The sequence below is a fragment of the Micromonospora sp. NPDC048868 genome, from assembly GCF_043198195.1.
Lineage (GTDB): Bacteria > Actinomycetota > Actinomycetes > Mycobacteriales > Micromonosporaceae > Micromonospora > Micromonospora reichwaldensis.
Genome location: NZ_JBICUN010000001.1, coordinates 527,035 through 539,672, shown reverse-complemented (window position 1 = coordinate 539,672; position 12,638 = coordinate 527,035). Strand labels below are relative to the sequence as shown.

General features: G+C 73.0%; 13 protein-coding genes. 5 read left to right on the top strand and 8 right to left on the bottom strand.

Translation table 11 applies throughout. The features are described 5' to 3' along the window. Positions 1–107: 107 nt before the first annotated feature. The gene (locus ACGFNF_RS02515) at positions 108–2,120 is read left to right on the top strand and encodes an acyl-CoA dehydrogenase family protein (protein WP_357577590.1); all 2,013 of its coding nucleotides are present in this window, start codon (positions 108–110) and stop codon (positions 2,118–2,120) included. Positions 2,121–2,405: 285 nt separating this feature from the next. On the opposite strand, the gene ACGFNF_RS02510 is transcribed toward ACGFNF_RS02515, so the two are convergent. The 7 genes from ACGFNF_RS02510 to ACGFNF_RS02480 form a co-directional block, all read right to left on the bottom strand. After that, the gene (locus ACGFNF_RS02510) at positions 2,406–3,011 is read right to left on the bottom strand and encodes a hypothetical protein (protein ID WP_357577589.1); all 606 of its coding nucleotides are present in this window, start codon (positions 3,009–3,011) and stop codon (positions 2,406–2,408) included. A 115-nt stretch (positions 3,012–3,126) separates the two neighbouring features. Next, the gene (locus ACGFNF_RS02505) at positions 3,127–3,519 is read right to left on the bottom strand and encodes a transcriptional repressor (RefSeq protein WP_192581556.1); all 393 of its coding nucleotides are present in this window, start codon (positions 3,517–3,519) and stop codon (positions 3,127–3,129) included. 2 nt (positions 3,520–3,521) lie between these two features. Then, positions 3,522–3,821 (bottom strand): metalloregulator ArsR/SmtB family transcription factor, encoded by a 300-nt coding sequence (locus ACGFNF_RS02500; RefSeq protein WP_088998913.1) that lies wholly within the window; start codon positions 3,819–3,821, stop codon positions 3,522–3,524. A 43-nt stretch (positions 3,822–3,864) separates the two neighbouring features. Continuing rightward, positions 3,865–4,731 carry a metal ABC transporter permease gene (locus ACGFNF_RS02495; protein WP_357577587.1) on the bottom strand — a complete coding sequence of 289 codons (867 nt, stop codon included), beginning with the start codon at positions 4,729–4,731 and terminating at the stop codon, positions 3,865–3,867. Between the two features lies 1 nt (position 4,732). Continuing rightward, positions 4,733–5,494, bottom strand: coding sequence for a metal ABC transporter ATP-binding protein (locus tag ACGFNF_RS02490; RefSeq protein ID WP_357577586.1), 762 nt, complete (start codon positions 5,492–5,494; stop codon positions 4,733–4,735). Then, entirely contained in the window at positions 5,491–6,477 is a 987-nt protein-coding gene (locus ACGFNF_RS02485; protein WP_393165239.1) for a metal ABC transporter substrate-binding protein, read from the bottom strand. Before ACGFNF_RS02485 ends, ACGFNF_RS02490 begins: the two co-directional genes overlap by 4 nt. Positions 6,478–6,531: 54 nt before the next feature. Next, positions 6,532–6,789 carry a hypothetical protein gene (locus ACGFNF_RS02480; protein WP_151456937.1) on the bottom strand — a complete coding sequence of 86 codons (258 nt, stop codon included), beginning with the start codon at positions 6,787–6,789 and terminating at the stop codon, positions 6,532–6,534. Positions 6,790–6,816: 27 nt separating this feature from the next. Between ACGFNF_RS02480 and ACGFNF_RS02475 the strand changes: the two genes are divergently transcribed. The 4 genes from ACGFNF_RS02475 (at position 6,817) to dusB (ending at position 10,487) form a co-directional block, all read left to right on the top strand. After that, on the top strand, positions 6,817–7,158 hold the full coding sequence (locus ACGFNF_RS02475) for an antibiotic biosynthesis monooxygenase (RefSeq protein ID WP_151456936.1): 342 nt from the start codon (positions 6,817–6,819) through the stop codon (positions 7,156–7,158). A 126-nt stretch (positions 7,159–7,284) separates the two neighbouring features. Next, the gene (locus tag ACGFNF_RS02470) at positions 7,285–7,758 is read left to right on the top strand and encodes a hypothetical protein (protein ID WP_132240457.1); all 474 of its coding nucleotides are present in this window, start codon (positions 7,285–7,287) and stop codon (positions 7,756–7,758) included. 114 nt (positions 7,759–7,872) lie between these two features. After that, complete coding sequence (locus tag ACGFNF_RS02465; RefSeq protein ID WP_357577584.1) at positions 7,873–9,252, top strand: glycine--tRNA ligase; 1,380 nt, start codon at positions 7,873–7,875, stop codon at positions 9,250–9,252. A gap of 71 nt (positions 9,253–9,323) precedes the next feature. Further along, on the top strand, positions 9,324–10,487 hold the full coding sequence (dusB, locus tag ACGFNF_RS02460; RefSeq protein ID WP_357577647.1) for a tRNA dihydrouridine synthase DusB: 1,164 nt from the start codon (positions 9,324–9,326) through the stop codon (positions 10,485–10,487). Positions 10,488–10,890: 403 nt separating this feature from the next. Here dusB and ACGFNF_RS02455 read toward each other — a convergent pair whose 3' ends face one another. Next, positions 10,891–11,541 (bottom strand): C39 family peptidase, encoded by a 651-nt coding sequence (locus ACGFNF_RS02455; protein WP_393165236.1) that lies wholly within the window; start codon positions 11,539–11,541, stop codon positions 10,891–10,893. Positions 11,542–12,638 lie beyond the last annotated feature (1,097 nt).

The window sequence follows — 12,638 nt, the reverse complement described above, 5'->3', positions numbered from 1 at the left end:
GACACGACTCGATATTTACCGAACGCTACCCCTGGGTAACACCCGGGGGTAGCGTGCTTCTTGTCGCGCACGTTGACGCATCCGGACCGAGGTTCGAGGGGGCCGCCGTGACCACGACACACAACAGCCGACCCGCACCCGACGGATCAGGCGACGACCGACCGCCGGCCGGTGCCGCCGGACCGCTGCCGACGGAGGCCGGCCAGGTCTCCGAGAAGGAGGCCCGCCAGGTCGCCGAGGCGGCCCGGGAGTCCTCCTGGGACCGTCCCAGCTTCGGCAAGGAACTCTTCCTCGGCCGGTTCCGGCTCGACCTGATCAACCCCTGGCCGCGCTCCGACCCGGCGGACGTCGCCCGCGCCGACGAGTTCCTCGGCCGGTTCCGCGAGTTCCTCGCCTCCGACGTGGACGGTGCCGCGATCGAACGGGACGCGTCCATCCCGGACGAGGTGTTCCAGGGAATGGCCCGGCTCGGCGCGTTCGGCATGAAGATCGACCGGTCGTACGGCGGGCTCGGGCTCAGCAACCTGCACTACTGCCGGGCGCTCATGCTGGCCGGCTCGGTCAGCCCGGCGATCGGCGCGCTGCTCTCGGCGCACCAGTCGATCGGGGTGCCGCAGCCGCTGAAGATGTTCGGCACCGCCGAGCAGAAGCAGCGCTTCCTGCCCCGGCTCGCCGCCGGTGAGGTCTCCGCGTTCCTGCTCACCGAACCGGACGTCGGCTCCGACCCGGCCCGGCTGGCCACCACCGCCGAGCCCACGCCCGACGGCACCGGCTACCGCCTCAACGGCGTGAAGCTGTGGGCCACCAACGGCACCGTCGCCTCCCTGCTCGTGGTGATGGCCCGGGTGCCCGCCGCCGAGGGGCGGCGCGGCGGGATCACCGCCTTCGTCGTCGAGGGCGACAGCGAGGGCATCACGGTCGAACGGCGCAACGCCTTCATCGGCCTGCGCGGCCTGGAGAACAGCCTGACCCGCTTCCACGACGTCCTCGTGCCGAAGGAGAACGTCATCGGTGGCGAGGGCAAGGGCCTGAAGATCGCGCTGACCACCCTGAACACCGGGCGGCTGTCGCTGCCGGCGATGTGTGTCGGCGCCGGCAAGTGGGCGCTGAACGTGGCCCGGGAGTGGGCCGCCGACCGGGTGCAGTGGGGCCGGCCCGTGGGCGAGCACGAGGCGGTGGCCCAGAAGCTGTCCTTCATCGCCGCGACGACGTACGGCATGGAGACCATGCTGGACCTCTGCTGCCTGCTCGCCGACGACGACCGTAACGACATCCGGATCGAGGCGGCGCTGGTCAAGCTCTACGCCAGCGAGATGGCCTGGAAGATCGCCGACGAGCTGGTGCAGATCCGGGGCGGTCGCGGCTACGAGACGGCCGACTCCCTCGCCGCGCGGGGCGAGCGGCCGGCCGCCGTCGAGCAGCTGCTGCGCGACCTGCGGATCAACCGCATCTTCGAGGGCTCCACCGAGATCATGCACCTGCTCATCGCCCGGGAGGCGGTCGACGCGCACCTGTCGGTCGCCGGCGACATCATCGACCCGGACGCCGGGCTCGGCCGCAAGGCGAAGGCCGGGGCGCGGGCCGGCGCCTTCTACGCGAAGTGGCTGCCCACCCTCGCCGTCGGCAGGGGACAGCGCCCGTCGGCGTACGCCGAGTTCGGCCCGCTCGCCGGCCACCTGCGGCAGGTGGAGCGCGCCTCGCGCAAGCTGGCCCGCTCGACGTTCTACGCGATGTCCCGCTGGCAGGGCAAGATGGAGCGCAAGCAGGCGTTCCTCGGCCGGGTGGTGGACATCGGCGCGGAGCTGTTCGCGATGTCCGCGGTCTGCGTGCGCGCCTACGCCGAGCGGGACACCCGCCCCGAGAACGTCGAGCTGGCCGACCTGTTCTGCCGGCAGGCCCGGGTGCGCGTCGACGCGCTCTTCGCCGCCCTGTGGGACAACACCGACTCCGTCGACACGGCCGCCGCGAAGCGGATCCTGGCGGGGCGCTACGCCGCCCTGGAGGACGGCGTGCTCACCCCCGCCGACGACCTGCCCTGGGTGGCCCCCTGGTCGCCGGGCCCGTCCACCGCCGACGACACCCGCCGCCGCATCCCACCCCCGCCCCCACCCTCCTCCTGACCAGCCCTCCCCGCCCCCGTACCCAGGCGTCGATCATGCAGTTGTGGCGCCCCACGAAAGGCGCGAAAGCGGCCGTTCCAGGCACCACAACTGCATGATCGCCCGGCCGAGTCGGGCCGAGTCGGGCCGAGTCGGGCCGAGCCGAGCCGGGCCGAGCCGGGCCGAGCCGGGCCGGGGCGGGCCGAGCTGGGGCGAGCCGGGCCGGGGCGGGCCGGGGCGAGCCGGGCCGAGCTGGGGCGAGCCAGGGGCGGGCCGGGGCGAGCCGGGGCAGGGTGGGGCAGGGGGTCAGCGGCTTGGGCGTAGGCCGAGGTGGCGTAGTTCCAGGGCGGCGAGGGCGTCGACGGTGGCGTCGTCGCCGCGCCGCCACGACTCGGCCACGTCGGGGGCGATCCGGGTCAGTCGCCCCAGGGGCTGGGTGGCCAGCGCGCGCAGGGCGAGCAGGTCCCGGCCGGCGGGCGCGGCGGCCAGCTTCGCGGCCGAGCCGGCGCGGCGCATCCAGCGCACCCGCAGCGGCAGCCAGCCGAAGAGCACCAGGCCGAGCGGGAAGACCAGCACGGCGACGGCCAGCGCGAGGGCGAGCTGGTCGACCAGTTCCTGCTGGTCGCGTCCCGCCTCGGCCAGCCCCCGGGCGGCGGTGGCGGCCCGCTCGAACGGCGCGGTCAGCTCGTCGCCGACCAGCGGCACCCGGCCGACCTTGCCGCCGGCGTCGGCCAGGTTGTCGGCCAGGCCGCCGCCGGCGCCCTCCAGCTTCTGTCCGGGTACGGCGAGCTTCTGGACCAGGTCGTGCAGCCACAGCGCGCCACGGATCGCGCCGTACACCCAGGCGACGACGAGCAGGTCGGTGATCAACTGTCGGACGGCGGTCGGGAAACGATCGGCGTAGATCTTCACGCCGGACAGCGTGCCACGTGCGCGGGCCCCTGGCACGGCGCGAACGACGGCACTCAGCCCGGCGAACGGCGGGCGCCGACGCAACGGGACCCGGCGCACGGCGCTACGGGCGGGGTCAGCTCGCGCAGGCCGGGCAGGTGCCGAAGATCTCCAGGGTGTGGCTGACGTCGGCGTAGCCGTGCTTCGCCGCCACCCGCTCGGCCCAGCTCTCCACCGTCGGCCCCGCCACCTCCACGGTGCGGCCGCAGGTGCGGCAGACCAGGTGGTGGTGGTGGCCCTCGCTGCACCGGCGGTAGAGGTGCTCGCCGCCCGGCGGGCGCATCACGTCGATCTCGCCCGTGTCGGCGAGCCCCTGGAGCGTGCGGTAGACGGTGGTCAGCCCGACCCGCTCGCCGCGCTCGCGCAGCATCGCGTGCAGCTCCTGCGCGCTGTGGAAGCCCTCCAGCTCGCCGAGCAGCGCGCTCACCGCCGAGCGCTGCCGGGTGTTGCGGACAGTGGAACCCGCCATGATCATGATCCCTCCCCGGCGTGGCTCACCGCGTCGGCCACGATGTGTGCGACGTGCTCGTCGACCAGCGCGTACGCGATCTCGCGACCCCGCCGGGAGCCGCGCACCACGCCGGCGCCCCGCAGCACCCGCAGGTGCTGGGAGACCAGCGGCTGGGCGGCGCCGAGCTTGTCGACCAGCTCGTGCACGCAGCGCTCGCCCTCGGCGAGCTCGCTGACGATGGCCAGCCGGATCGGTGCCGAGAGGGCACGCAACAGCTCGCTCGCGCCCTCGAAGGCGTCGTAGCCTGATCCGTCGGTCACCCTGTAACGGTAACCAATCCCACCGACACGGCGCTGACCAGGATCAGTGGAGCACGACCTCGTGCGGCTCCGGCGCGGGCGCGGCGGCGGGGGTGCGCCGCCGGCGCAGCATCCGCCACGCCGCGCCGAGGACCGCGACCACCCCGAACGAGGCGATCGCCATCAGCACCACCGAGGCGCCGGGGGCGGTGTCGGCGTTTGCGGCCACCCAGACGCCGGAGCCGGCGGCGAAGAGCCCGAGCGCCATCGCCGCCGCCATCGTGCTGCGGAACCCCCTGGTCACCTGCTGCGCGGTGGCCACCGGCACCACCATCAGCGCGCTGATCAGCAGCACCCCGACGGCCCGCATGGCGATCGTCACCGTGACGGCGGTGGCCACGGCGAGCAGCAGGTTGAGCGTGCGCACCGGCAGGCCTGAGACGCGGGCGTACTCCTCGTCGTGGCAGACCGCGAAGAGGGCCGGGCGCAGCGCCAGCATGGTCACTCCGATCGCGACGCCGAGCACCGCGATGGTGGTCAGGTCCTGCGGGGAGATCGTGGTCAGCGACCCGAACAGGTAGGCGTTGAGGTTGGCGCTGGTGCTGTCGGAGAGCCCGACCAGCGTCACGCCGCCGGCGATGCCGCCGTAGAAGAGCAGGGCCAGAGCCAGGTCGCCGGAGGTGCGCCCGCGGGCGCGGACCAGCTCGATGGTGATCGCGCCGGCGGTCGCCACGGCCACCGCGACCAGCACGGGGGAGCGGTTGAGCAGCAGGCCCGCGCCGACGCCGGTGAGCGCCACGTGCCCGACCCCGTCGCCGATCAGGGCGAGCTTCCGCTGCACCAGGTAGATGCCGAGCGCCGGGGCGGCCAGGCCGATGATCAGCGCGCCGATCAGGGCCCGCTGCATGTAGGGGTACTGGAAGAGTTCCATCTCAGCTGCTCCACAGCCCGGCGGGCTCGTCGGGACCGTGCGGGTGCACGTGGTCGTGGTCGGGCTCCGCGTGGTGGCCGGCGGGCTCGGGCACCGCGCCGTCGTGGCAGATCCCACCCTGGTGTACGACGACCGCCCGGCTGATCAGCGGCCGCAGCGGCCCGAGCTCGTGGGCCACCAGCAGCACCGTGCCGCCACCGGCGACGAAGGCGTGCAGCGCGCCGGCGAACGCCTCCTGGCTGGCGGCGTCGACCCCGGCGGTCGGCTCGTCGAGGACGAGCAGCTCCGGCTGGCCGGCCAGCGCCCGGGCGATCAGGGTGCGCTGCTGCTGCCCGCCGGAGAGGGTGGCCACGGGATCGCGGGCCCGGTCGGCCAGCCCGACCGCCTCCAGCGCGGCGGTCACCGCCGCCCGGTCCGCCGCGCCAGCCGGGCGCAGCACCCCGCGTCGGGCGAGCCGGCCGGAGGCCACCACCTCGCGGACGGTGGCCGGTACGCCGCTGCCGGCGCCGAGGCGCTGCGGGACGTACCCGATGCGGTGCCACTGCCGGAAGCGGCGCAACGGGCGGTCGAAGAGGGTGACCGACCCGGAGCTGAGCGGCACCAGGCCGAGCGCGGCGCGGATCAGGGTGGACTTGCCGGAGCCGTTGGCGCCGAGCACCGCGACCACCTCGCCGGCGGTCACGGTCAGCGAGACGTCGCGTAGCACGGGGCGGCCGTCGTAGCCGACCACCCCGTGCGCGACGGTGATGACTGGGGTTGTCACTGGCAGCTCAACGCCGTCCTCAGGGTCGCAAGGTTGGTACGCATCACCGAAAGGTAGTCGCCGCCGCCGGACGACAGCCCCTCCAGGGGGTCCAGCACCGCGGTCTTCGCGCCGACCTCGGCGGCGATGGTCTCGGCCACCTTCGGGCTGACCAGCGTCTCGAAGAAGATCGTGGTGGCCTTGTGCTCCCGGGCCTCCTGGGCGACCTGGGCCAGGCGCTGCGGGGACGGCTCGTTGTCGGGGCTCAGCCCGGTGATGCCGATCTGCTCCAGCTGGTAGCGCCCGGTCAGGTAGCCGAAGGCGGTGTGGCTCACCACGATCTCCCGCCGCTGGCAGGTCTTCAGCCCGGCCGTGAACTCGGCGTCCAGCTTCTCCAGCTCGACGCGCAGCGCCTTGGCGCGGGCCGTGTAGTCGGCGGCGCGGTCCGGGTCGGCCCGGCCGAGCCGCTCGGCGAGCTTGTCGCCGACCGTGGCGAGGCGGGTCGGGTCCAGCCAGAGGTGCGGGTCCTTGGCACCGCCCTCCTCGTGGCCGGGCTCCTCGGCCTTGCCCGACTCCTCGGGGTGGGCGTGCTCGCCGCCCTCGTGGTCGTGGTCGTGGCCGCCCGCGGCGGCGTCCAGCAGCGGCTGCACGGTCGACACGTCGAACGCGCGCTCCTTGGCGTTCTGCTCGACGGCCTCGTCCAGCGCCGGCTGGAAGCCCTTGAGGAGCACGACCAGCTCCGCCTCGGCAACCTGGCCGACCTGGCCCGGGTTCAGCTCCAGGTCGTGCGGCTCCGCCCCGGGCTTGACCAGGTTGCTCACCTTGACCGCGTCGCCGCCGATGCGCTCGGCGAGGAACTGCAGCGGGTAGAAGGCGGCCACCACGTCGACCCGCTGCGGGTCGGCGCCGGTCGTGCCGTCGTCGGAACAGGCCGTGACACCACCCAGGGCGAGCAGGGCGGTGGTGGCGACGGCCAGGGTGCGCGGGGCGGAGCGGAGGTTCATGTCATGAACTCTCCGCGACAACGATAATGATTGTCAAAAACGCATGCTTGCATGTCAGAGCAGCTTCACCAGGCCCGCGGTGACCAGCAGGGTGAGCGCCACCAGCCGGATCACCCGGGTCGGCGCCGTCTGCACCGACCAGGTGGTGACCAGCAGCGCGGCCACGGCCGCGGCGAGCAGCAGGGTCAACAGCCCGCCGACCACGCCGGGGGTGAAGAACGCGACAAGCACCAGCACGAGGGTGACCAGGAACACCGTCGTCGGGTTCGCCCGGGCCAACCGGGCCGGCATCCGGCTCTGCGTACGCTGCATCCCACAGACTCTACGAGGAGGAACCCCGTGCTGGTGACGAACCGGTTCGTGGTGGACGTCGATGTCGCCGACGAGTTCACCGAGCGGGCGCACGCCGCCCTCGCCGCCCTCGCGGCCCGCCCCGGTTACCTGCGCGGCCAACTGGTCCGGGCGCTGGACGACCCCCGGCACTGGTGCCTGGTCACCGAGTGGGAGTCGGTCGGCACCTACCGGCGGGCCCTGGGCGGCTTCGACGTCAAGATCACCGCTGTGCCGCTGCTCGCCGAGTCGCTCGACGAACCGTCGGCGTACGAGGCGCTCGCCACCGCCGCCCCGGGCGGGGACGTCGTCGCGGCCGCCAGCGATCGGGCCGCTGGTCCTTACCGCTGAGCCCGTGGGCACTACATTGCTTGCATGACCGCTCCCGGACCGGCGACCCCGCCGGCGTACCCTCCGTCGCCCGGCCAGCAGGGGGCGCAGCCGCCCGCCGTGCCCGGCCCGCCGGCGGACCCGGGCGTGCCCGCCCCGCCGGCCGGGCCGGGGGTCACCCCGCCGTTCGCGGCGCCTCCCACCGAGGGGCGCAACACCCGGCTCTGGCTCGGGCTGGGCGCCGGGGCGCTCGCCGTGCTGCTCTGCTGCGGCGGTGGCGGCGCGGCCGTGGTGGGTCTGGCCGTGACCGGCGTGCAGGCCGTGCGCGAGCAGGGCCGCACCGTCTCCACCGACTACTACCGCGCGCTCGTCGAGCGGAAGTACGGCGCGGCGTACGACCAGCTCTGCGACGACGCGCAGCGGCGCGAGTCACGCCGCGAGTTCGAGCGCCGGGTGGCCGCCGAGCCGCAGATCGCGACCTTCCGGGTGGGCGACGTGGACGCCGTCTCCCTCACCGTGCCCGTCGACGTCACCTACACGGGCGGCCGACAGGACCGGCAGGAGGTCACCCTCGGGCAGGACCAGCAGACCGGCGGCATGGAGGTGTGCGGGGTGAGCTGACCCGCCCCCGGTATTCTGCTGGGCCCGGGACGGCACGGGTCGTACCGTTGTCCCGAACTGTTCCTTCCGTCCTTACCGCGTCCCCGCCGACCGCCAGTCGGCGTAGGAGGAAACATGCCAGCCGACCGTATCGACGCCGTCGTCAGCCTCGCCAAGCGCCGAGGCTTCGTCTTCCCCTCCAGCGAGATCTACGGAGGCACCCGGTCGGCGTGGGACTACGGTCCGCTCGGCGTGGAGCTGAAGGAGAACGTCCGCCGGCAGTGGTGGAAGACGATGGTCCAGCAGCGAGACGACGTGGTCGGCCTCGACTCCGCCGTGATCCTGGCCCGCGACGTCTGGGCCGCCTCCGGCCACCTGGACGCCTTCGTCGACCCGCTGACCGAGTGCCAGTCGTGCCACAAGCGGTTCCGGGCCGACCACCTCGAGGAGGCGTACGAGGCCAAGCACGGCAAGCCGCCGGCCTCGCTGACCGAGCTGAACTGCCCGAACTGCGGCAACAAGGGCACCTTCACCGAGCCGAAGATGTTCAACGGCCTGATGAAGACCTTCCTCGGCCCGGTCGAGAGCGAGGAGGGCATGCACTACCTGCGGCCCGAGACCGCCCAGGGCATCTTCGTCAACTACAAGAACGTCGAGACGGTCGCCCGCAAGAAGCCGCCGTTCGGCATCGCCCAGACCGGCAAGTCGTTCCGCAACGAGATCACCCCGGGCAACTTCATCTTCCGTACCCGCGAGTTCGAGCAGATGGAGATGGAGTTCTTCGTCGAGCCGGGCTCGGACGAGCAGTGGCACGAGTACTGGCTCTCCGAGCGCTGGAACTGGTACCTCGACCTGGGCCTGTCGGAGAGCAACCTGCGCTTCTACGAGCACCCGAAGGAGAAGCTCTCCCACTACTCGAAGCGCACCGTCGACATCGAGTACCGCTTCCAGTTCGGCGGGACCGAGTTCGCGGAGCTGGAGGGCATCGCCAACCGCACCGACTTCGACCTCACCACGCACAGCAAGCACTCCGGCGTCGACCTGTCCTACTTCGACCAGGCCAGGGGCGAGCGCTGGATGCCGTACGTCATCGAGCCGGCCGCCGGCCTCACCCGCGCGGTGCTCGCGTTCCTGCTGGAGGCGTACGACGAGGACGAGGCGCCGAACACCAAGGGCGGCGTGGACAAGCGCACGGTGATGCGCTTCGACCCGCGGCTGGCCCCGGTCAAGGTGGCCGTGCTGCCGCTGTCGCGCAACGAGGCGCTCTCGCCGAAGGCGAAGGGCCTCGCCGCCGACCTGCGCAAGCGCTGGGTGGTGGAGTTCGACGACTCGCAGGCGATCGGCCGCCGCTACCGCCGCCAGGACGAGATCGGCACCCCGTTCTGCGTGACTGTCGACTTCGACACCCTGGACGACAACGCGGTGACCGTCCGGAACCGGGACACCATGGCCCAGGAGCGCATCGCGCTGGACCAGGTCGAGCGCTACCTGATCGAGCGCCTCCCCGGCTGCTGAGCTGTCCAAGGGGCCCGGGCCAGCGCGGAAACGCGCCGGCCGGGGCCCCTTACACTTGTCCGGTGACTGCTGTGACTGCGCCCGCGCTGCGCCCGTTGTCCATCGGGCGGCACGAGGTGTGGCCGCCGGTGGTGCTCGCGCCGATGGCCGGCATCACCAACGTCGGCTTCCGGCAGCTCTGCCGGGAACAGGGCGGCGGCATCTACGTCTGCGAGATGATCACCACCGTCGCGCTTGTCGAGCGGAACCCGAAGACGCTGCGCATGATCGCGTTCGGCGACGACGAGCGACCCCGCAGCCTCCAGCTCTACGGCACCGACCCCGAGATCACCGCCGCCGCCGTGCGGATCGTGGTGGAGAAGGACCTCGCCGACCACATCGACCTCAACTTCGGCTGCCCGGTCCCCAAGGTCACCCGCAAGGGCGGCGGCTCGGCGCTGCCGTGGCGCCGCCGGCTCTTCGCGCGGCTGGTCAGGGCCGCGGTGGACGCCGCGTCACCCGCCGGGGTGCCGGTCACGGTCAAGATGCGCAAGGGCATCGACGACGACCACCTGACGTACGTCGAAGCGGGCCTCGCCGCCCAGGACGCGGGCGTGGCGTCGGTCGCCCTGCACGGGCGTACGGCCGCGCAGCGCTACTCCGGCACGGCGGACTGGGACGCCATCGCGACGCTCAAGCAGGCCCTCGACGTGCCGGTGCTCGGCAACGGCGACATCTGGGAGGCCGACGACGCGCTGCGGATGGTGGCGCACACGGGCGTCGACGGGGTGGTGATCGGCCGGGGCTGCCTGGGCCGTCCGTGGCTCTTCGCCGACCTGGAGGCCGCGTTCGACGGCCGCCCGGAACGCCGCCTGCCCACCCTCGGCGAGGTGGCGCTGACGATGCGCCGCCACGCCGAACTGCTGGTCGACCAGTTCACCGCCGGCTCCCGTACCCCCGCCCGGGGCGAGCGGGACGGCTGCACCGACTTCCGCAAGCACGTCGCCTGGTACCTCAAGGGCTTCCCGGTCGGCAGCGAGCTGCGCCGCGAGCTGGCCATGATCGAGAGCCTGGCCCAGCTCGACGACCTGCTCGCCAAGCTGGACCCGACCGAGCCCTTCCCCGTGTCCACCTTGGGCCAGCCGCGCGGCCGCACCAACTCGCCCGGGAAGGTCTTCCTGCCGGACGGCTGGCTGGCCAGCCGCGACGACGACACCGTCCCGGAGGGCGCCGAACTGGCAGACTCGGGCGGCTGAGCCCCCGGCCGTCACCCTGGGCCTCGGCTCCCGGCTCGGCTCCCGGCTCCCGGCTCGGCTCCCGGCTCGGCTCCCGGCTCCCGGCTCGGCTCCCGGCTCGGCTCCCGGCTCCCGGCTCGGCTCCCGGCTCCCGCCTCGGCTCCCGGCTCCCGCCCCGGGCCTCGGCTGCGACGCGGTCCGGCCTGCTCTGCTGCGGACGCCGGATGAAGGTGAAGACTCAGCTGCCCCGGGCTCTGGCTGCGGCTCGGCCCCGGCTGCCGCCCTGGGCCTCGGCTTCGGCTCGGCCCCGGCCTACCCGGCTACGGACGCTGGGGTGAAGGTGAGAGACGACGAAAGGGCCGGCCCCTTGTGGGGCCGGCCCTTTCGTTGGGTATCGCTGGGTGGTGCGTGTCGCGGGTGTGTGTCAGGCGGTGTAGCCGCGGGTGGCGATCCAGTCGGCGAGGTTGTCGACGCTCATCCGGTAGGAGGCCTGGTTGGGGTCCGCGGAGTCGGCGATGGTGACGGTGTTGCCGTTGTCGCGGTAGCCGACGACGCTGATGTAGTGCCCGCCTTCGAAGGAGTGGGTGGTGCCGTCGGTGTCGGTGGCGGTGCCGGCGATGTTGGCGACGATGGCGTGGCCTTCGTCGATGGCGGTGACGATGTCGCCGCGTAGCTTGTCGGTCTGCTTGTCGTCGGCCTTGGCGCCGGGGATCTCGACGGACTGGTAGGCGTCCTTGCCGGTTTCCTTGTTGAGGACGGGGGTGATGTCGTTGATGGAGTTGGTGCCGGCTTCGGTGGTGCCCATGCGCTGGGCCATGCCGTCGACGTCGATGTTCTTGCCCTGGACGCTGAGGGCGTTGCGGGCGGCGGCGGGGCCGCAGTAGTAGAAGTTGGGCTGTGCTTCGTAGCGCACGCCGAGTTCGCGCTCGCCGCCCTTGCGGTCCTGGGTGACCGTGGCGGACGCGGGGGTGGTGGGGGCGGCGAGGGCGGTGGTGACGGGGCCGGCGATGGCGCCGCCGGTGAAGGCGAGCCCGGCAGCGGTCAGAGCGGTCTTACGCAGGATGTCGGTACGCATGATGGCAGCACCTTTCGATCGGGGGTACGCGGACGCGCGGGGGAGCGGCGTGCCGCGAGGGGGGAAGTCAGAACGGATCACTCCGGCGGTGGGGGGCCTGCTCGGGCGTCCGGGATGTCTCAACGACCCGGGTCGGCCAGTCATTCCGCCGGCCGCTCGGGCCATCGTGGCGCGGGGGAGCGCCGTGGGTATGCCATGTTCAACGACCCGCACCGGCCCACGATTCCGCCGCCGAGGTGGCGTCGGCCACGGGACGCACCGGACAGCGGCGACATCCAGGCACGGACTCGGACACCGCGAAGCGGACAAAGCTCCCACGGCTCCGCACCCCGCCGCAGCCCGCCGCAGTCCGCCGCCGTCGGTCGTCGGGTGCAGCATGGGGCGGCGGGCGCGCTGTCGAGCTGATGTCGTAGACGACTCACGCTGCCCTGACGGCACGAACCGCGACTTCTTTCCGCGCCAATCCCACGCCTCTCCGGCCTGGGACGGACGGGCACCGCTGAATCGTCTACGACATCAGCTCGACAGCGCCCGAGGAGCGCATCCGTGCCGCCTGTCCGCGTGCCCGCCAGCAATGGGCACCACGGCAACTGGCGGTACGTGCCCTGCGTGACGCGTCAGGTGGAACCGCCCTGTCCCGAGATCGAGAGGCATCCGCGACGGCGATGGCGACGACCCGTGACCGTCCACGGCACCTGTGACCGTCACGGCACCCGTGACCGCCACAGTGACCGCGACCGCGACGGCAGCGGCGACCGCCACCGCCCCGTCCCTGCGCCGAGCACGGTGGGCCACACCCCGGCGGTGCCCACTCTCGCGTCCGTCCGCTGGGCTCCTACCGGAGATCTTGGTGAGAAACCGCCCCTCCAGGGGCCATCTCCTACCAAGATCTCCACCGGTGATCCGGTGATCCGGTGATCCGGTGATCCGGTGATCCGGTGATCCGGTGGACCCGTGAGCCGGGTGACCCAGTAACCGGGTGAGCCAGGTGACCCGGTGACGACCGCGATGGCGGCGGCGACCGCCACCGCGGCGGGGATGGGGGCGTTGGGCGTGGGGCGTCAGGCGGACGGGCCTGGCGCGGGGGCTTCCTCGGG

What these genes read in the sequence shown, in the direction of transcription:
- ACGFNF_RS02455 (WP_393165236.1), bottom strand. Translation starts at nt 11,541, where the DNA reads ATGCGTACCGACATCCTGCGTAAGACCGCTCTGACCGCTGCCGGGCTC.
- ACGFNF_RS02485 (WP_393165239.1), bottom strand. Translation starts at nt 6,477, where the DNA reads ATGAACCTCCGCTCCGCCCCGCGCACCCTGGCCGTCGCCACCACCGCC.
- ACGFNF_RS02465 (WP_357577584.1), top strand. Translation starts at nt 7,873, where the DNA reads ATGCCAGCCGACCGTATCGACGCCGTCGTCAGCCTCGCCAAGCGCCGA.
- ACGFNF_RS02480 (WP_151456937.1), bottom strand. Translation starts at nt 6,789, where the DNA reads ATGCAGCGTACGCAGAGCCGGATGCCGGCCCGGTTGGCCCGGGCGAAC.
- ACGFNF_RS02505 (WP_192581556.1), bottom strand. Translation starts at nt 3,519, where the DNA reads ATGGCGGGTTCCACTGTCCGCAACACCCGGCAGCGCTCGGCGGTGAGC.
- ACGFNF_RS02495 (WP_357577587.1), bottom strand. Translation starts at nt 4,731, where the DNA reads ATGGAACTCTTCCAGTACCCCTACATGCAGCGGGCCCTGATCGGCGCG.